The following is a 19,013-nucleotide window of genomic DNA, read 5'->3' on the forward strand; positions in this document are numbered from 1 at the left end:
GGCGCGCAGGTTACGCGAGTCGGGCCTTTCTGTCATGCGCGGAAGGGGCCTGCGATGAAATCGCGCAGGGCAATGAAAAAGGCCCCCGAAGCGGGGGCCTGTTCCTTAGACGAGTTTGCCGTCCACAAGTCGGGTCTTGCCACCCAGATAGGGATGCAGCGCCGCGGGCAGGGTGACCGAGCCGTCCGCTGCCTGGCCGTTCTCCAGCACCGCGATCAGGCAGCGCCCGACGGCAAGGCCCGAGCCGTTCAGCGTCGCCACGAACTCGGGCTTGCCACCGGCGGCGGGCTTGTAGCGGCCGTTCATGCGGCGCGCCTGGAAGGTGCCGCAGGTCGAGACCGAGCTGATCTCGCGGTAGGTGTTCTGACCGGGCAGCCAGACTTCGAGGTCATAGGTCTTCTGCGCGCCAAAGCCCATGTCGCCGGTGCACAGCACGATGCGACGATAGGGCAGGCCGAGGCGTTCAAGCACCGTCTCGGCGCATTTGGTCATGCGCTCATGCTCGGCGATTGCGTCCTCGGGGCGGCAGATGGTGACCATCTCGACCTTTTCGAACTGGTGCTGGCGCAACATACCGGAGGTATCCTTGCCGGCCGAACCCGCCTCGGAGCGGAAGCAGTTCGTGTGGCCGCACATGCGCATCGGCAGGGCGGCTTCGTCCACCGTCTCGCCCGCGACATAGTTGGTCAGTGTGACCTCGGCGGTCGGGATCAGCCACCAGCCGTTGGTGGTCTCATAGCTGTCCTCGGCGAATTTCGGCAGCTGCCCAGTGCCCAGCATCGTCTCGGGGCGCACGAGGACCGGGGTGATGTTCTCGGTCAGGCCGTGCTCGTCGGTGTGCAGGTCGAGCATGAACTGCGCCAGCGCACGGTGAACGCGGGCGACCCCGCCCTTGAGCACGACAAAGCGCGCGCCCGAGAGTTTGGCCGCGGTTTCGAAATCCATCGCGGCGCCGACGGCGGGCAGCTGATAATGCTCTTTCGGCGCAAAGCCAAGCTCGCGCGGGGTGCCCCAACGGCGCACTTCGACGTTGTCGGCCTCGTCGGCGCCCTGCGGCACCTCGTCGAGCGGGTTGTTCGGGATCAAGAGCAGCGTGTCGCGCAGTTCGGTGTCCAGTGCACCGGCACGCGCCTGCATCGCCGCGACCTCCGCCTTCTTCTCGGCCACCAGCGCGCGCAGCCGTTCGAATTCGGCCTCGTCGCCCTTGGCCTTGGCGGCACCGACCTGTTTGGAGGCCGCGTTTTGTGCCGCCTGCGCGGTCTCGGCGGCGTGGATCGCCGCGCGGCGTTCCTCGTCCAGCGAGAGGATATCCGACGACATCGGCGCAAGCCCCCGGCGCGCAAGGGCTGCGTCAAAGATCTCGGGGTTTTCGCGGATCGCGCGGATGTCGTGCATGTCATACCTCATTGGTTGCGCGACAGGGTTTAACGCGGAAAGATGCGCCGTAAAAGCCCTGCGCATCAGCTAAGTGACTCAGGTCAAAGCAGGAACCCTTGCGCGGATGTTGAATAATGGTGTAAGGGACACATATTCAAAAAGCGGAATGTAAATTTTCGCCATTTTGCGCATACCCGAAGGGAAGGGGCCCGACATGAAATCCATCATCTTGCCGCTGGCGATTGTGGCGCTGGCTCTGCCGCAGGGGGTCTTGGCCGAGGCCAGCGGGCCCTTCGTTGTCACATCAGAGCAGGTTACAGACTGGAAAGCGGTTTACGGCCGGGTCGAGGCGAAGGATTCGATCCCGGCGCGCGCGCGTCTTGGCGGCACGCTGGTCGAGCTGAGCGTGAGCGAGGGCGATCAGGTGCAGGCGGGGCAGCCCCTGGGCCGGATCGTCGATGAAAAGATCACCTTCCAGCTGACGGCGGTCGATGCGCAGATCACTGCGCTTGAGTCGCAACTGGCCAATGCGGAAAGCGAATTGAAACGCGGCGAGGAATTGCAGGCCCGCGGCGTGACGACGACTCAGCGGCTCGATCAGCTGCGCACGCAGGTCGATGTCTATGCCGGGCAGATCGAGGCGCAACGCGCCAGCCGCAAGGTGATCGAGCAGCAGGCCTCGGAAGGTGAGGTTCTGGCGCCGATTTCGGGCCGCGTTCTGGATGTTCCGGTTGCCAAGGGCGCCGTCGTCATGGCGGGTGAGAACGTCGCAACCGTCGGTGGTGGCGGGTTCTTCCTGCGCGTCTCGGTGCCCGAGCGTCATGCTGGTGCGATGGCCGAGGGCGATACGATCAGCATCGAAACCCCGGCGGGCACCAAGGAAGGCAAGCTGGTCAAGGTTTACCCGCTGATCGAGAACGGCCGTGTGACTGCCGATGTCGAGGTCACCGATCTGGACGCGGCCTTTGTTGATGCGCGCGTTCTCGTGCGTCTGCCGCTGGCCAAGCGCGAAGCGATCCGCATTCCCGCCGATCTGATCCGCACCCACTCGGGTCTGGATTTCGTGACCGTCGAGTTAGACGGGGCAAAGGTTGTTCGCACCGTGGTTCCGGGGGGCCGTTCGATCGTGGACGGCGTCGAGATGGTGGAAATCGTGACCGGTCTGAATGGCGGCGAGACGGTGGTGGCCGATGAGCACTGATCCGAGCACCCGCCCCGAGGGCGATGAATTCGAAGGCGTCAAGCTCGGCATTGCCGGGCGTCTGACGCGCGCCTTCATCGAGTCGGCGCTGACGCCGCTGATGATCCTGGCGGCTTTGGCCGTGGGCTTCGTGGCCTTGGTCAGCCTGCCGCGCGAGGAAGAGCCGCAGATCTCGGTGCCGATGGTGGATATCCACATCCAGGCGCCGGGCCTGAAGGCGCCTGACGCGATGAAACTGGTGACCGAGCCGATGGAAACCATCGTCAAGGGCATCAACGAGGTTGAGCACGTCTATTCCCAGACCTCGGACGATTACGCGCTGGTGATGGCGCGCTTCGTCGTCGGCACCTCGGCCGACGCGGCGATCCTGCGTGTGCATGAAAAGGTGCGCGCGAACATGGACCGCATCCCCGTGGGTATAGCCGAGCCGATGATCGTCGCGCGCGGGATCGACGATGTGGCCATCGTGTCGCTGACGCTCTCGGGCAAACCCGGCACCGGGATCGGCGCGAATGAGCTGACCCGGATCACCCGCGAATTGCAAACCGAGGTCACCAAGATCGAGAACGTGGGCCTCACCTATGTCGTCGGCGAGGCGACCGAGGCCATTCGCATCGAGCCGGACCCCGAGAAGCTGGCGCTTTACGGCATCACGCTGCAAACCCTCAGCTACAAGGTGCAAGAGGCGAACCGTGCATTTTCCACCGGCAAGCTGCGCGACAAGGGCGAGCAGATCGACCTTGTGGCGGGCGAAACCCTGACCGCTCCGGCGGAAATCGCGGGCCTGCTGCTGACCGCGCGCGACGGGCGCCCGGTCTATGTCGCTGACGTCGCCAAGGTGTCCTATGTGGGCGATACCTCGGATCAGATCGTGGCGAATGTCACCCGTGATGGCGAGACGCTCAACCGCACGCCCGCCGTGACGCTGGCGATTGCCAAGCGCGCCGGGGCCAACGCCGTCGTTGTGGCCGAAGAAATCCTGCACCGCGTCGAAGAGTTGAAGGGCGAACTGGTCCCCGACTCGGTCGAGGTTCAGATCACCCGCGACTATGGTGAGACCGCGAACGAGAAGGCCAATGAACTCCTCTTCCACCTTGGCCTAGCGACGGTGTCGATCATCGCGCTGGTTCTTTTCGCCATCGGTTGGCGCGAGTCGATCGTGGTGGCTATCGTCATTCCGGTGACGATCCTGCTCACGCTCTTTGCGGCCAATATCATGGGCTACACGCTCAACCGCGTGTCGCTATTCGCGCTGATCTTCTCGATCGGTATTCTGGTCGATGACGCTATCGTGGTGATTGAGAACATCGCCCGCCACTGGGGCCTCAAGACGCCCGGCAACCGCACGCACAAGGCCATCGTCGCCGTGGCCGAGGTGGGCAACCCCACCATCGTTGCGACGCTGACCGTGGTCGCGGCGCTTTTGCCGATGCTCTTCGTGTCGGGGCTGATGGGGCCCTATATGTCGCCGATCCCCTCTAACGCCTCGGCGGCGATGATCTTCTCGTTCTTCGTGGCGGTCATCATCACGCCTTGGCTCATGGTCAAGATCGCGGGTAAGGCGCCTTTGCATCACGCCGATGACGCCCATCACGGCGGCAAGCTTGGCGCGATCTATACCCGCGTCGCCAAGCCGGTTCTGGCCTCGAAGAAATCGTCCTGGACCTTCCTTCTGGTGACGGTCGTGCTCAGCTTTGGCTCGCTCGGGCTGCTTTACACCAAGCATGTCACGGTCAAACTGCTGCCTTTCGACAACAAGTCGGAACTGAGCGTGGTCATCGACCTGCCCGAGGGCGCATCGGTCGAAGCGACGGACGCGGTGGCGCAGAAGGTCGCGGCGGTCGTGACCGAGTTGCCCGAGGTGATCTCGGTCCAGACCCACGCTGGGGCGGCCGCGCCCTTCAACTTCAACGGTCTCGTGCGTCACTATTACCTGCGCCAGTATCCCTGGCAGGGCGATGTGCAGATCAACCTGACCAACAAGACCGATCGTGATCGTGCCTCGCATGAGATCGCGCTTGAGATCCGCGAGCGGATCATGGCGCTTGATGTGCCCGCCGGCACCAGTCTGAAGACGGTTGAGCCGCCGCCCGGCCCGCCGGTCATCTCGACCCTGCTCGCCGAGGTCTATGGCCCCGACGCCGAAACGCGCCGTGCCGCCGCGACCAAGATCCGCCAGGCCTTCGAAAGCGTGCCCTATATCGTCGATGTCGATGACAGCTTCGGCACCCAGGCGCGCCGCCTGCGCGCGACCGTGAATTCGGACGATCTGGAATTCTTCGAGGTCTCCGAAGGCGACGTCTTCGACACGCTCGGGCTGCTCAACGGCTCGACCACGGTCGGCTACTCGCATCGTGGCGCCGAACGTGCGCCTCTGCCCATCGTGATGGAACGCTCTAAAGGCGCCAAGGTGATGGACGAGGCGACGCTGTCGACCCCGATCCCGGCGAACCTGCTGCCCGGCGCGCGCGGAGTGGTGGAACTGGGCGATGTGATCTCGATCCGCGAGGAGAAGGCTTCCTTCCCGATCTTCCGCCACAACGGGCGCGAGGCCGAGATGGTCACCGCCGAGCTTGCAGGCGACTACGAGGCGCCGCTTTACGGCATGATCGCGGTCAGTGACGCGCTGGAGCAGATCGACTGGGCCGAGGGCGAAAAGCCCGAGGTTGCCCTGCATGGCCAGCCCAATGACGAAAGCAAGGTGACGCTGCTGTGGGATGGCGAGTGGGAGGTGACCTGGGTGACCTTCCGCGACATGGGCGCGGCCTTCGGCGTGGCGCTTCTGGGGATCTATATCCTCGTCGTAGCGCAGTTCGGCTCGTTCAAGCTGCCGCTGGTGATCCTGACGCCGATCCCGCTGACCTTCCTTGGCATCATGGCGGGGCACCTGATTTTCGGCGCGCCGTTCTCGGCGACCTCGATGATCGGCTTTATCGCGCTGGCGGGGATTATCGTGCGTAACTCGATCCTGCTGGTTGACTTCATCCGCCATGCCGACCGCACCGGGAAATCCGAGATCGACATCCTGATCGAGGCTGGTGCGATCCGCTTCAAGCCGATCCTGCTGACGGCCATCGCCGCGATGATCGGCGCTATTGTGATCCTTGCCGACCCGATCTTCCAGGGTCTGGCGATCTCGCTGCTGTTCGGGCTGCTCAGCTCGACCCTGTTGACGGTGCTGGTGATCCCGGCAATCTACCGGATCTTCCGCACCTGATCGGGTTGCATGAAACCAAAAAGGCCCGCCGTACTCCGGCGGGCCGTTTGCATTTCAGGGGATGGGATCAATCCGGTTGGAAGCCGTGGATCAACTGCCGCAAGCCCAACAGCCCGCCCGCGATGATCGCGGCCAGCGTGACGGGGGCCGAGAAGGCGAGAGTGGACATCGCGCTGATCCCCTGACCGACCGAGCAGCCAAGTGCCACCGTCCCGCCAATGCCCATCAGCGCGGCACCCGAGACCTGACGCCCGAGTTCACGCGGGTCTTCGCAGGCTTCCCAACGGAAGAGACCACGGATGGCCGATCCGGCGAAGGCGCCCGCCAGAACACCGGCGACTAGGCCGACCGAGAAGGTGATGCCGCCGCCGGTCGAGGTCATGAAATACAGAATCGTGCGGCCGAGCGGTGCGGTGAACGAGGGCGCCTCGACGCCAACCTCACCCAGACTTTCACGCGACAGGTAGGTCGTGCCGACAAGGCACCAGACCACGGCAAGGCCAGCTGCGATGCCCCACAGGATCTTGCGGCGGTCGCCACGCAGAGGCGCGTAGCTGAGCGCCCAGATCAGGAACAGCGCCGCGACGGGCAGGGCAAAGGTGATCGGGGTAAGGCCTGTGCGCTCGGCCAGCCAATGCGCGATGCCCTGCGGGGCGGTCGCATCCACCTGCGGCAGCAGCGCCGCGCGCAGCGGTGCCAGCGGGCCGGACAGCGTAGCGAAGGCGAAGATCCCCATCACCACCACAACCACGAGCGAGCGCAGATCACCGCCGCCGAACCGCGCCAGCGCGCCGAAGCCGCAGTTGCCCGCCAGAGCCATGCCGTAGCCGAACACCAGCCCGCCGACGACCGAGCCGATCGGGTTCCAGCTTATTGTCAGGTAGAAGGTCGAGGTCAGATCGGCCCAACCGGCGGCCTCGGCGACAAAAGCGCCCGCGATAGCCACTGCCAGAACGATGCCCCACAGGCGCATGCGGCGCTGATCCTCGCCGTAGGCGGCAGCCTCCAGCGCGCCGAGCGTGCAGAAATCCCCAAGTCGCGCGGCCATCCCCAGCACGAGCCCACCAATGAGCCCCACCAGGGCGGACAACACGCCAATCGGCAGAATGTCCATTAGTCCTCCCCTCCCGAACGCAGCGCCTCCCCGCGCCAGCGATCAGACTTCGCTGCAGAACATATCGTATATCAGGGCGATGACGCGCGCGGCGCGCGGGTCGCTGAGGGAATAGTAGATCGCCTTGCCCTCGCGGCGGCAACTGACCAGCCCTTCAAGACGCAGGCGCGCAAGCTGCTGACTGACCGCAGCCTGGCGCGATTCCAGCAGGTTCTCAAGCTCGGTCACCGATTTCTCGCCCGAACTAAGATGGCACATGATCATCAGCCGCCCCTCATGGGCAAGCGCCTTGAGAAGGTTCGAGGCATCCTGTGCCCGACCCATCAATTCATCCGCGTCGAGGCGTGCGCAGCCGTCTTCGTCCGGCGCCGCAGCCGGCTCTCCCTTCAGCGGGGATTTTTGACCATCTGGCGCCATCGGTTGCACCAACTTCCCTTTCATCGCCTTGGCATGGCACCGCCATGCACAATAGGTCCGCGCATAGCATGTATGCGCAGCATAATCGAGAGCGAAGCAGCCGCTATTTGCGCGGCTCTTATTGGGGAGGCGGCAGGTCGGCGCCCGCGTCGCGCAGCGCCATTCCCAGCAACCCCCAGAAAAAATCCTCTCCCGGATAGCCTTCGATCCTGCCGATTTCGGTGTCGTTCTGCATCAGGACGAAGGTCGGAGTGAACACCGGTGCCGCACCGATCTGGAGCCCCTCGGCCCAATCGCTGCGCAGGTCCACATGTTCCAGCGGGGCAAGCTTGCCCTCGGGAGATTTCGGATAGATCGGGCCGATCTCGGCTTCCCACCGCGCGCAGTAGCCGCAACCGGCCTGCTCGACCATGATCAGGCGGAAAGGCGCGTCGGCGGCATCGGATGCGCTCGCACCGATGCTGGCCGCCGGAGCCGCCGAAGCCAGCCACGACAGCGCAGGCAAGAATACCGCCGCCAAAGCAATGCGCATGATTGACGCACCTCCAGTTACATATGAATATCGTAATATGTTTGCGGGGGCGGATCAAGGAATCGATCCGGGGGAGACCCTGCCAGGGAGGATAAATGGTTCTGGACCCGAGTTACGGGGGCGCGCTGCTCGCGGGCCTACTGTCATTTCTGACCCCCTGCATCCTGCCCATGGTGCCGTTTTACCTGTCCTACATGGCGGGGATCTCGATGTCCGAGCTGCGCGGCGGTGGAAAAATCGCCCCCGGAGCGCAGCGGCGCCTGATCTTTTCGGCCGTGGCCTTTGCCCTCGGCGTCACCACGATCTTCATGCTGATGGGAATGGGGGCGACGGCGCTTGGTCAGGCCTTCCGCAGCTGGATGGGGCCGCTCAGCTATGTTGCGGCAGCGATTCTGTTCCTGTTTGGCCTGCATTTCCTGGGCATTCTCCGCATCCCGTTCCTGTATCGCGAGGCCCGGATCGAGTCGAAGTCCGACCCCTCGACGCTGTTCGGCGCCTATGTCACGGGGATGGCGTTCGGCTTTGGCTGGACGCCCTGTGTCGGTCCCGCGCTGGCGGCGATCCTGATGGTGGCCTCGGGGATCGGGGATCTGACGCGGGGCACGCTGCTGCTGTTCTTCTACGGCGTCGGCATGACCGCGCCCTTCATCCTCGCGGCCTTCTTCGCGCGCCCGTTCCTTGCGCTGATGAGCCGCCATCGTGCCAAGCTTGCCTATGTCGAGAAGGCGATGGGGGTCATGCTGATCCTGTTTGCCGTGCTGATCGCCACCAACAAGGTCAGCCTCATCGCCGATTTCCTGATCAAGACCATGCCCTCGCTGACGTCGTTGGGCTGATTCAAGGAGAAGACCATGCGCCATTTTCTGACCGCTGCCGTCACCGTGCTGACGCTTGCGCTGCCCGCGTTTTCCGCGGAACTGGGGGATGACGGATTGCACAAGGAGCCTTGGTTCCGCGACACCTTCAAGGACATGCGCGAGGATCTGGCCGAGGCCAATGCCGAGGGCAAGCGCCTCCTGGTCATCTGGGAGCAGCGCGGCTGCATCTACTGCACCAAGATGCACGAGGAGGTCTACTCCGACCCCGCGATTCGCGCACAGATCGAAGAGGGCTACTTCGTCGTACAGATGAACCTCTTCGGTGATGTCGCGATCACCGATTTCGACGGCGAGAGTCTGCCCGAGAAAGAGATGGCGATGAAATGGGGGGTGATGTTCACACCCACCATGATGTTCTTCCCCGAAGAGGTAAGCGAGGGGATTCCCGCCAACCGGGCCGCGGTCGCCACGATGCCCGGAGCTTTTATGAAGGGAACCACCGGAGCCTTGCTGACATGGGTGCAAGAGCATGGCTACGAGAGCGGCGTGAACTTCCAGAAATACGTCGCCGAGCGGGTAACGGGGCAATAATTCGCTGATAACCCCGCGCAAGGGACTCTCTGCGCTGGATCGAATAAACGAATATAAATCAGCAACATGCGGATCGATGTTCATGTCTTGCGGCAAGCTTCACACTTTGCGCTATCATCAGATATATAGATTTTTGAATTTAACTATTGCGTCGATCTGACGCGCACGGATATGTTGGAGGTGGGAGAAGAAATGGGAGGTCTTCGATGAATCGCCACGTCGTGCTGGCGGCTGCCGCCGTCACACTCGCCACCGGGGTCGCCTTCGCTGAAACCGCACCCACCGAGGTGCAGTTCGAAGAGGGCGCGGTCGCGCAATCGCTTACCGGCCAGCCGGGTAATGCCGAAGAAGGTGCGAAGGTTGCGACCACGCGCTCGCTTGGCAATTGCGTCGCCTGCCACCAGGTGTCGTCGCTCAGCGCGGATTTCCAGGGCAACATCGGCCCGGCGCTGGATGGTGCTGCGGACCGCTGGTCCGAAGAGCAGCTGCGCGGCATCGTTGTGGACGCCAAACATACCTTCGAAGGGACCGTAATGCCGGGCATGTACAAGACCGGCCCGTTCATCCGTCCCGGCGATGAATACACCGGTAAGGCCGCCCCGGCCGATCTGCCGCCGATCCTGTCGGCGCAGCAGGTCGAGGACGTGGTCGCCTTCCTGCTGACGCTAAAAGAGTGATCACCGAGATCAAGAGGAGAAACCAATGAAACTTTCCAGACGTGATGCGCTGGCCCTGGCTCTCGGTGGTGCTGCCGCCGCCATGCTGCCCGCCCGCGCCATGGCCGACGCCGCTGCCGATGCGATCGCCGCCTTCACCGGTGGCGCCGCGACCGGCACGGGTGGCCTGACGCTGACCGCCCCCGAAATCGCCGAGAACGGCAACACCGTTCCGATCGCCGTCGACGCCCCCGGCGCGACCGAGATCATCGTGCTGGCCACCGGCAACCCGACCCCGTCCGTCGCGACCTTCAAGTTCGGTCCCGCCGCCGGTTCGCAGGCCGCCTCGACCCGCATCCGTCTGTCGAAGACGCAGGATGTCATCGCGATCGCCAAGATGCCCGACGGCAGCTTCGTGCAGGCCAGCTCGACCGTGAAGGTCACCATCGGCGGCTGCGGCGGCTGATTTTTCGAGGAGACACAGACATGGCTGATAACGTCAAACCCCGCGTGAAAGTGCCCTCGAAGGCGAAAGCTGGCGAAGTGGTCGCGCTCAAGACCCTGATCTCGCACCCGATGGAATCGGGTCAGCGCAAGGACAAGGACGGTAACCTGATCCCGCGCTCGATCATCAATCGCTTCACCTGCGAGTTCAACGGTGTGCTCGTGATCGATGTCACGCTCGAGCCCTCGATCTCGACCAACCCCTATATCGAGTTCGACGCCAAGGTCGATGCCTCCGGTGAGTTCAAGTTCACCTGGTACGACGACGACGGCTCGGTCTACGAGGACAAGAAGTCGATCGAAGTGGCCTGAGGCCGATCCGGCGCGTGAGGGAGCGCGCCGCAACCAAGGAACGCCCGAGCCCTCGCAGAAGGGCTTGGGCAGCACTCAGGGAGGATCAAGGAATGATGCTGCGCACTCGCGCCACTACTGCCGCCGCCGTCGCGCTGGCCCTTGGCTTTGGCCCCGCCATGGCCGAGCCGGTCGATGCCGAACTGGTGGTCAACGAAGAACTGACCATTACCACCAAGGCCCCCGCCGCGGCGCATCTGGACGGTGCGCTGACCGAAGTCTATTCGGGCTGGCTCTTCCGTGAGGACGAGACCCGTGCCATGCAGATGGACGACTTCGACAACCCGATGTTCGTCTATGCCGAGCAGGGCATGGATGCCTGGAATACCGCCGAGGGCACCGAAGGCAAGGCCTGCGTCGATTGCCACGGCGCGATTGAGGAAGGCATGAAGGGCGTGCGCGCCGTCATGCCCAAGGTCAATGCTGCCGGTGCGCTCTGGTCGATGGAAGACTACGTCAACGCTTGCCGCACCGAGCGCATGGGCGCCGAGGCGTGGAAGTGGAACTCGGACCAGATGAAGCACATGACCACGGCCATCTCGCTGCAATCGCGCGGGATGCCGGTCGCGGTTCAGATCGACGGCCCGGCCGCCGAGTTCTGGGAGCGCGGCAAGGAGATGTATTACACCCGCTATGGCCAGCTTGAGCTGAGCTGCGCGAGCTGCCACGAGCAGAACTACGGGAATTACATCCGCGCCGACCACCTGAGCCAAGGCCAGACCAACGGCTTCCCGCTCTATCGTCTGAAGGATGCGGCCCCGGTCTCGATCCACCAGCGCTTTGTGGGCTGTGTGCGCGACACCCGCGCCGAGACCTTCGGTGCCGGCAGCCAGGAGTTCCGCGAGCTTGAGCTTTACGTCGCCTCGCGCGGCCTCGGGCTTGATATCGAAGGCGCTGGTGTCCGTCCGTAACCCGTAACGCGGGGTAGGGGGTTCCCTTGCCCCGCGTTATTCTTTCCTGACACATTCAAGAATTTCTATCTATCGGATATCCTTGAGGAAATCCGGTATGAGGACCCCGGAGGCGGGGCAGAAGGAGGCTACCTCATGATTTCGCGGCGGGAGTTCATTCAGGCGAGCCTTGCGGCCTCGACCATCCTTGGCGCATCCGGCCTGAGCCGCTGGTCGCGCGTGATGGCGCAGCAGTCGCTGACCCAGGACCAGCTGCTGGAGTTCGACAGCTTCGGCAATGTGACGCTGATCCACATCACCGACATTCACGCGCAGGCCAAGCCGATCTACTTCCGCGAGCCCGAGATCAACCTCGGCGTGGGCGATGCCAAGGGCCGCCCGCCGCATGTGGTGGGCAAGGACTTCCTGAGCATGTTCAAGCTTCAGCCGAACACGCCCGAGGCCTATGCGCTGACCTATGACAACTTCACCGATCTGGCGAAGTCCTATGGCAAGATGGGCGGCATGGATCGCGTGGCGACCGTGGTCAAGGCGATCCGCGCCGACCGTCCCGAGGCGCTGCTGCTGGATGGCGGCGACACCTGGCATGGCTCGATGACCTCGCTCAAGACCGCCGGGCAGGACATGGTCAACATCATGAACGCGCTTGGCACCGATGCGATGACTTCGCACTGGGAATGGACCTTCGGCCAGGACCGCGTGAAGGAAATCGTCGAGACCCTGCCGTTCCCCTTCCTTGGCGCCAACATTTTCGACGTCGAATGGGACGAGCCCGCCTTCGAGCCCTACAAGATCTTCGAGCGCGGCGGCGTGCGCATCGCCGTCATCGGTCAGGCCTTCCCCTACATGCCGATCGCCAACCCCAAGTGGATGTTCCCCGACTACTCGTTCGGGATCCGTGAAGAGCGCATGCAGGAGGTCGTGGACGAGGTTCGCGCCGAGGGCGTCGATCTGGTCGTCTGCCTGTCGCACAACGGCTTTGACGTGGACTACAAGATGGCGAGCCGCGTGAAGGGCATCGACGTCATCCTGACCGGCCACACCCATGACGCAGTGCCCGAGCCGGTCCTGGTGGGCGAGACGATCCTGATCGCCTCTGGCTCGAACGGCAAATTCGTCAGCCGCGTCGATCTGGACGTGCGCGACGGCCGCATGATGGGTTTCCGCCACAAGCTGATCCCGATCTTCTCGGACGTGATCACCCCGGACGCGGACATGGCGGCCCTGATCGACAACGAGCGCGCGCCCTATAAGGCCGAGCTGGAAGAGGTCGTCGGCCAGACCGAGAGCCTGCTTTATCGCCGCGGCAACTTCAACGGCACCTGGGATGACCTGATCTGCGACGCGATCCTTTCGGAACGCGATGCCGAGATCGCCATGTCCCCCGGTGTGCGTTGGGGCACTACGCTGCTTCCGGGCGACAGCATCACCCGCGAGGATATCCACAACGCCACCTCGATGACCTATGGCGCCTGCTACCGCACCGAGATGACCGGCGAGACCATCAACACGATCCTCGAGGACGTGGCCGACAACATCTTCAACACCGACCCCTACTACCAGCAGGGCGGCGACATGGTGCGCATCGGCGGCATGGGCTACCACATCGACGTCTCCAAGCCGATCGGCGAGCGGGTGTCGAACATGACGCTGCTCAAGACCGGCGAGGCCATCGACCCGGCGCGCAGCTATGTGGTTGCCGGCTGGGCCTCGGTCAACGAGGGCACCGAGGGGCCGCAGATCTGGGATGTCATCGAAAGCCATATTCGCAAGATCGGCACCGTCCAGCTGGCTCCGAACGAGTCGGTCGTCGTGACGGGCGCCTGAGCAACGCGATCCAATAGATTGAACTTAAGGGAGAAGACGATGGACGAGAAGGAACGCGAAAGCAGCGGTCTGGCCATGGGTCGCCGCGGTTTCCTGCGCGCCGGGGCGGCCGCAGGCGCACTGGTCACCGGGGCGGGTGCGGCGCGCGCCGAGGGGCCCGATCCGCTGATCACCGAGGTGCAGCCCTGGGCGACCGGCTTCGGCGATGGTGTGGATGCAACGCCCTATGGCTTGCCGATCAAGTATGAAGCCGACGTGGTGCGTCGCAACGTGGGCTGGCTGACGGCGGATGTGATCTCGTCGATCAACTTCACCCCGATCCATGCGCTGGAAGGCACGATCACCCCGCAGGGCTGCGCGTTCGAGCGTCACCACTCGGGCGCGATCGAGATGCGCAAGGAAGACTACCGCCTGATGATCCACGGCCTCGTGGACCGTCCGCTGGTCTTCACCTACGAGGATCTGGAGCGTTTCCCGCGTGTCAACCAGACCTATTTCCTCGAATGCGCCGCGAACTCGGGCATGGAATGGGCGGGCGCGCAGCTTAACGGCGTGCAGTTCACCCAGGGCATGATCCACAACATGGAATACACCGGCGTCACGCTGCGCACCCTGCTGGAAGAGGCGGGCGTGCAGACGGCGGGCAAGTGGGTCTATGTTGAGGGTGCCGATGCCAGCTCGAACGGCCGCTCGATCCCGATCGAGAAGGCACTCGATGACTGCCTCATCGCCTTCAAGGCCAATGGTGAGGCCCTGCGCAAGGAGCATGGCTACCCGGTGCGCCTGTGCGTTCCCGGTTGGGAAGGCAACATGTGGGTAAAGTGGCTGCGCCGCATCGAGGTCATGGAAGGCCCGGTCGAGAGCCGCGAGGAGACCTCGAAATACACCGACACGCTGGAAGACGGCACCTCGCGCAAGTGGACCTGGGTGATGGATGCCAAGTCGGTCATCACCTCGCCCTCGCCGCAGATGCCGATCAAGCATGGCAACGGGCCGCTGGTGATCACGGGGCTCGCATGGTCGGGCCGCGGCGCGATCACCAAGGTCGATGTTTCGCTCGACGGTGGCAAGAACTGGAAAGAGGCGCGTCTGGCCAACCCCGGCCAGCCGATGGCGCTGACCCGCTTCTACCTCGACATCAACTGGCAGGGCGAAGAGATGCTGCTTCAGGCCCGCGCGACCGATGACACGGGCTATGTCCAGCCGACCAAGGACCAGCTGCGCGCCATTCGCGGCGAGAACTCGGTCTATCACAACAACGCTATCCAGACCTGGTGGGTCAAATCGAACGGGGAGGCCGAGAATGTCGAAGTTTCGTAATCTGGTGATTGCCACTGCGCTGACGGCGCCGCTGGCGGTTCCGGCCTTCGCGGAACCCTTCGGCCTTGGGCGCGCGGCGCTGCCCGAAGAGATCGCGGCCTGGAACCTTGATGTCAGCCCCGATGGCACCGGTCTTCCGCCGGGCTCGGGCTCGGTCGCGGATGGCGAGGAGCTGTTCTCGGATCGCTGCGCGGTTTGCCACGGCGAATTCGCCGAGGGCGTGGACAACTGGCCGAAGCTGGCGGGCGGCATGGATACGCTCAACCGCAAGGACCCGCTGAAGACGGTCGGCTCCTACTGGCCCTACCTCTCGACGGTCTGGGACTATGCGCACCGCTCGATGCCCTTCGGCAATGCGCAGACGCTGAGCGCGGACGAGACCTACGCGATCGTCGCCTACATCATCTACTCGAACGACCTGGTTGATGATGATTTCGTGCTCTCGAACGAGAACTTCCTGGAAGTCGAGATGCCGAACGCGGATGGCTTCATCGTCGATGACCGCGAGACCGTGGAATACCCCGAGTTCTCGAAGCCCGCCTGCATGGAAAACTGCAAGGAAAGCGTCGAGATCACGGCCCATGCGACCGTTTTGGACGTGACGCCGAACGATCCGAACGACGATGCGCCCGCGGCCGAGGCTCCGGCGACTGACGCCCCCGCCGAGGAAGCTGCCGCGCCGGCCGCTGAGGCGGCGACCGAGGTTGCCGCTGCCGCGCCGGCAGAGGTCGATCCGGCGCTGGTCGCGGCGGGTGAGACCGTCTTCAAGAAGTGCAAGGCCTGCCACAAGATCGGCGAGGGTGCGAAGCACGCCACCGGCCCGAGCCTGAATGGCGTGGTCGGCCGCAAGGCTGGCGGTGCCGATGGCTTCAAATACTCGCCCGCGATGATCGCTGCTGGTGAGGGCGGCATGGTCTGGGATCACGAGACGATCGGCGCCTATCTGAAAGACCCCAAGGGCTTTGTTCCGAAGAACAAGATGTCCTTCGCCGGTCTGAAGAAGGACGACGATGTCGCGGCCGTCCTGGCATATATCGAAGCAACCGGCCAGTAAGGTCGCTATCCGGAAAACATGGCGCGCCCGTCCTGCGACGGGCGCGCTTTTCATTTGGGCCGCGTGGAAAAAATGAAACGCGCCCCGAGTTTGGCTCGGGGCGCTGCTGTCTGTCCGGTGGTGGGGGATCCGGGAGATGTCTGATGATTACGGAGCGGAGGGGGTTCTACGCTTCAGAATCCGCAGCTGAAGTTCGCGCAACAGACCGACGACGATGGCGGCGACGGCGATGTTGTCGAAACTGAGCAGGCTGAGGATATCCATCTGTCCCTCCTGTATTTCTAGGCTCAACCTGCGCGGCGATTGCGGCGTAACGATGGCGGGACCTAGGCAATTTCCTTCTCGCCACGGCATCGCGCGGGCATTTGGCTTGACCCGGACGCGCAAGCGGCTACCGATGGGATGACACCTTTGGGGCGACGCCATGCTTTACGCTTTCATCCCCGGCCCACGCGGGCTTTTGCGCCTTGAGCAAGAGACCTCGATTTCGCCCGGCGCGGACCTTGCCGAGGCGCTCTGGGTCGACCTGTATCGCCCGCTCGACAGCCAAATCGCAGCGGTGACGGCCCTCGGGATCGAGGTGCCGTCGCTGGCGGACATGGAAGAGATCGAGATCTCGAACCGGCTCTATCGCGAAGAGGGTGCGGATATCATGACCGTGGTGCTGCCCGGGATCACGCCCGACGGGGTGCAGATCGCGGGGCCGGTCAGCTTCATCCTGACCGAGCAGCGGCTTGTCACCGTGCGCCACCACGCGCCGCGCAGCTTCGAGACCTTCCCCGAACGCGCCGACCGGTCTGCGGCAGGCTGCAAGTCCGCGGAGCGGATTTTTCTTGGTCTGCTTGAGGAGATCATCGCCCGGCAGGCCGACCTGCTGGAGGGGGCGGGCAGGGCGCTCGACAAGGTCTCGGCGCGGGTGCTGTCAGGCAAGGGGTTGGATTCGCACCAGCTCCAGCAGGCGCTGGAAGAGGTCGGGCGGCAGGGTGAACTGGTGGGGCGGGTAAAGCTTGCGCTGCTGACGCTGGAGCGCGCGCTGTCTTTCTTTGACCAGACGCTGGCCGCCAGCGCGCAGGGTAAGGAACTCAAGCCAATCGCCAAGAGCCAGATGCGCGATATCGGCTCGCTCGCAGTGCATGGAGATTTCCTGTCGAACCGGGTGCAACTGTCGGTCGATGCGACGCTTGGTATGATTAACCTTGCGCAGAACGCGACGGTGCGGATCGTTTCAGTCGTGGCGGCGCTGTTCATGCCGCCCACGATGATCGCCTCGGTCTACGGGATGAACTTTCACTTCCTGCCCGAGCTGGATTGGCCCTGGGGATACCCGATGGCGCTAGGGCTGATGGCGGCCTCGGCTTTTGGAACCTGGGCCGTGTTCAAGTGGAAGAACTGGCTCTAACGCTCCAGCACAAGGCGGTCGCGGGTAAGTTCTACCCGGGCAAAGCGGGTCAGGTAGGTCATCCCCATCAGCGAGGTGTCCATCTCGCTGTCATTCACCACCGCGCGGACATTGCTGTCATGGATCGGGCCTAGCTCCATTGATTTCAGCCGGACCGGCGCGGTGCGCACGATGCCATTGGCCGTGCGTGCCTGTCCGATATAGGCAAGACCGGCCACGTCGATCCCGATGCGCGCCGCGTCGCGTTGGGTCAGCACGATGTCGGTGGCGCCGGTGTCCACCACGAAGCGCACCGGCACGCCGTTCACCTCGGCGGTAAGGTAGTAATGCCCGTCAGGGGCCAAGGGTGCCTCGATCCGCCCATCGGACAGAACGGTCTGCGAGGGCATCACCGTGCTGCGGATATCCGTCCACAGCCCCACGGCCGCCAGCGCGCCCAGAAAGATCAGCCCCCAAAGCATCGCCTGCTGGATGGTGCGTTGCGGGCGGCGGCGGAACTCGATCAGGAAGTACCCACCCACTGCGACAAGCAGTAGGCCAAGGTAAACCAGTCGGGCGAAGTTTTCGGTGTCCATTCCGTCGATGTAAGGTGTCGCGCGGAAAATGCGAGAGGGCGGATCGCCTCAGCCCATCACGCCCGCGCCTTTCAGCCCGTCAAGGATGAACTGAATCGCCAGCGCGGCCAGCAGCATCCCTAGAAGCCGCGTCACAACCATCGTCCCGGTGCGCCCCAGAAGGCGCTCCAGCGGCGAGGCAAGCACGAACAGCGCGAAGGTGCAGCACAGCACGGCTAGCATCACCAGATGCACCAGCACGATATGCGTCGTATCGGCGCCCGGCGCACCCGCGAGCAGAATCATCGTGGCCATCGCGCCGGGGCCCGCGATCAGCGGCGTGGCCAGCGGGAAGACCGAGGGGTCATGCTCGGGCTCAGCCTGATGGCCCTCGCGGCGTTGGGTGCGGCGCTCGAATAGCATGTCGAGCGCGGTCAGGAACAGCAGGACGCCCCCAGCGATGCGGAAGGCGGGCATCGAGATGCCGATGCCAACAAGGATCTTGTCGCCGAAAAGGCCGAACAACGTCAGCAGGATCGCCGCGATGGTGACGGCACGCAGGCCAACCTGAAAGCGTGCGCGCGCGGACATGCCCTGCGTCAGCGCAATGAACAGCGGCGCCAGACCGATCGGGTCCATGACGACGAAGAGGGTTACAAAAGCTGTGATGTATTCGGCGCTCGGCATCCGCGGACTCTAGCTGAGGCGCTGATCCTCCGCCAGTCCCGGTGCCGTGCCGTCATCGGTCTCGGCGGGGGCGGGCAGGGCGGCGCGGATCTTGGCAGCAAGGCTGGCCGCGCCCGCGCCAATCCGCGTGTCGTGATGCGCGCCGGCCAGAACCAGCAGATGCTCAAGCGCGGCAAGCTCCTCGGCGTTCAGCACAAGGGGCGGCAAGGCCATTGCGCGACGCAGCATATACCCCACGCCGCGCTCGCCCTCGACCGGCAGGCCGTAATTGGCAAGCTCGGCCATGTCGCGCCAGATCGTGCGGTCTGAAACCCCCAGACGCGCCGCAAGATCGCGTGCGCGGTGCATTCGCCCGTCGCGCAGGATCGCGATAATCTGTTGCAGCCGCTCGGTCCGGTTCATTGTGGCCTCCGTTTCGGGCAGCATAACGCGGCAGGGGGGCAACTGACAATGAACTGTCAGTAATCTGAGCGCCGAGGCCGG

19 protein-coding genes are annotated in these 19,013 nt (G+C 64.1%); 12 read left to right on the forward strand and 7 right to left on the reverse strand.

Annotation, left to right across the window (positions count from 1 at the left end):
* Positions 1–105: 105 nt before the first annotated feature.
* The gene (gene serS, locus LZA78_RS00365) at positions 106–1,395 is read right to left on the reverse strand and encodes a serine--tRNA ligase (protein WP_233674972.1); all 1,290 of its coding nucleotides are present in this window, start codon (positions 1,393–1,395) and stop codon (positions 106–108) included.
* A 196-nt stretch (positions 1,396–1,591) separates the two neighbouring features.
* On the opposite strand from serS, the gene LZA78_RS00370 reads away from it, so the two are divergent.
* Both LZA78_RS00370 and LZA78_RS00375 read left to right on the forward strand, forming a co-directional pair.
* Entirely contained in the window at positions 1,592–2,578 is a 987-nt protein-coding gene (locus LZA78_RS00370) for an efflux RND transporter periplasmic adaptor subunit (RefSeq protein ID WP_233674973.1), read from the forward strand.
* Entirely contained in the window at positions 2,568–5,795 is a 3,228-nt protein-coding gene (locus LZA78_RS00375; protein WP_233674974.1) for an efflux RND transporter permease subunit, read from the forward strand. The genes LZA78_RS00370 and LZA78_RS00375 overlap by 11 nt, the downstream gene beginning before the upstream one ends.
* A 67-nt stretch (positions 5,796–5,862) precedes the next feature.
* Here LZA78_RS00375 and LZA78_RS00380 read toward each other — a convergent pair whose 3' ends face one another.
* From LZA78_RS00380 to LZA78_RS00390, 3 genes are all read right to left on the reverse strand, one after another.
* Entirely contained in the window at positions 5,863–6,909 is a 1,047-nt protein-coding gene (locus LZA78_RS00380) for a YeeE/YedE family protein (protein WP_233674975.1), read from the reverse strand.
* Between the two features lie 42 nt (positions 6,910–6,951).
* Positions 6,952–7,326 carry an ArsR/SmtB family transcription factor gene (locus LZA78_RS00385; protein ID WP_438811043.1) on the reverse strand — a complete coding sequence of 125 codons (375 nt, stop codon included), beginning with the start codon at positions 7,324–7,326 and terminating at the stop codon, positions 6,952–6,954.
* 118 nt (positions 7,327–7,444) lie between these two features.
* On the reverse strand, positions 7,445–7,858 hold the full coding sequence (locus LZA78_RS00390) for a thioredoxin domain-containing protein (protein WP_233674976.1): 414 nt from the start codon (positions 7,856–7,858) through the stop codon (positions 7,445–7,447).
* Positions 7,859–7,953: 95 nt separating this feature from the next.
* Here LZA78_RS00390 and LZA78_RS00395 point away from each other — a divergent pair, with 95 nt between their 5' ends.
* From LZA78_RS00395 to LZA78_RS00440, 10 genes are all read left to right on the forward strand, one after another.
* Entirely contained in the window at positions 7,954–8,694 is a 741-nt protein-coding gene (locus tag LZA78_RS00395) for a cytochrome c biogenesis CcdA family protein (RefSeq protein WP_233674977.1), read from the forward strand.
* Positions 8,695–8,709: 15 nt separating this feature from the next.
* Entirely contained in the window at positions 8,710–9,267 is a 558-nt protein-coding gene (locus tag LZA78_RS00400; RefSeq protein ID WP_233674978.1) for a thioredoxin family protein, read from the forward strand.
* A 206-nt stretch (positions 9,268–9,473) separates the two neighbouring features.
* Positions 9,474–9,944, forward strand: a complete 471-nt coding sequence (gene soxX / locus LZA78_RS00405) for a sulfur oxidation c-type cytochrome SoxX (RefSeq protein ID WP_233674979.1) — start codon at positions 9,474–9,476, stop codon at positions 9,942–9,944.
* A 25-nt stretch (positions 9,945–9,969) separates the two neighbouring features.
* Positions 9,970–10,389: a thiosulfate oxidation carrier protein SoxY gene (soxY, locus tag LZA78_RS00410; RefSeq protein ID WP_233674980.1), complete on the forward strand. Its 420-nt coding sequence runs from the start codon at positions 9,970–9,972 to the stop codon at positions 10,387–10,389.
* A gap of 20 nt (positions 10,390–10,409) precedes the next feature.
* Positions 10,410–10,739, forward strand: a complete 330-nt coding sequence (gene soxZ / locus LZA78_RS00415) for a thiosulfate oxidation carrier complex protein SoxZ (protein WP_233674981.1) — start codon at positions 10,410–10,412, stop codon at positions 10,737–10,739.
* A gap of 95 nt (positions 10,740–10,834) precedes the next feature.
* Positions 10,835–11,689 carry a sulfur oxidation c-type cytochrome SoxA gene (soxA, locus tag LZA78_RS00420; protein WP_438811048.1) on the forward strand — a complete coding sequence of 285 codons (855 nt, stop codon included), beginning with the start codon at positions 10,835–10,837 and terminating at the stop codon, positions 11,687–11,689.
* Positions 11,690–11,824: 135 nt separating this feature from the next.
* A complete protein-coding gene (soxB, locus tag LZA78_RS00425) occupies positions 11,825–13,516 on the forward strand; it encodes a thiosulfohydrolase SoxB (protein WP_233674983.1) in 1,692 nt (563 codons plus the stop codon).
* Between the two features lie 39 nt (positions 13,517–13,555).
* Positions 13,556–14,836 carry a sulfite dehydrogenase gene (gene soxC / locus LZA78_RS00430; protein ID WP_233674984.1) on the forward strand — a complete coding sequence of 427 codons (1,281 nt, stop codon included), beginning with the start codon at positions 13,556–13,558 and terminating at the stop codon, positions 14,834–14,836.
* Positions 14,820–15,890 carry a c-type cytochrome gene (locus LZA78_RS00435; protein ID WP_233674985.1) on the forward strand — a complete coding sequence of 357 codons (1,071 nt, stop codon included), beginning with the start codon at positions 14,820–14,822 and terminating at the stop codon, positions 15,888–15,890. The genes soxC and LZA78_RS00435 overlap by 17 nt, the downstream gene beginning before the upstream one ends.
* Before the next feature lie 424 nt (positions 15,891–16,314).
* Complete coding sequence (locus LZA78_RS00440; RefSeq protein WP_233674986.1) at positions 16,315–17,289, forward strand: magnesium transporter CorA family protein; 975 nt, start codon at positions 16,315–16,317, stop codon at positions 17,287–17,289.
* Here the strand turns inward: LZA78_RS00440 and LZA78_RS00445 are convergent.
* The 3 genes from LZA78_RS00445 to LZA78_RS00455 are packed head-to-tail and all read right to left on the reverse strand — an operon-like array spanning position 17,286 to position 18,932.
* Positions 17,286–17,864 (reverse strand): retropepsin-like aspartic protease family protein, encoded by a 579-nt coding sequence (locus LZA78_RS00445; RefSeq protein WP_233674987.1) that lies wholly within the window; start codon positions 17,862–17,864, stop codon positions 17,286–17,288. The two genes, LZA78_RS00440 and LZA78_RS00445, sit on opposite strands and share 4 nt — an antisense overlap.
* Positions 17,865–17,912: 48 nt before the next feature.
* A complete protein-coding gene (locus LZA78_RS00450; RefSeq protein ID WP_233674988.1) occupies positions 17,913–18,530 on the reverse strand; it encodes a MarC family protein in 618 nt (205 codons plus the stop codon).
* Between the two features lie 9 nt (positions 18,531–18,539).
* The gene (locus LZA78_RS00455; RefSeq protein WP_233674989.1) at positions 18,540–18,932 is read right to left on the reverse strand and encodes a helix-turn-helix transcriptional regulator; all 393 of its coding nucleotides are present in this window, start codon (positions 18,930–18,932) and stop codon (positions 18,540–18,542) included.
* Positions 18,933–19,013 lie beyond the last annotated feature (81 nt).

It is taken from the genome of Rhodobacter flavimaris, assembly GCF_021378075.1.
GTDB classification, from domain to species: domain Bacteria; phylum Pseudomonadota; class Alphaproteobacteria; order Rhodobacterales; family Rhodobacteraceae; genus Rhodobacter; species Rhodobacter flavimaris.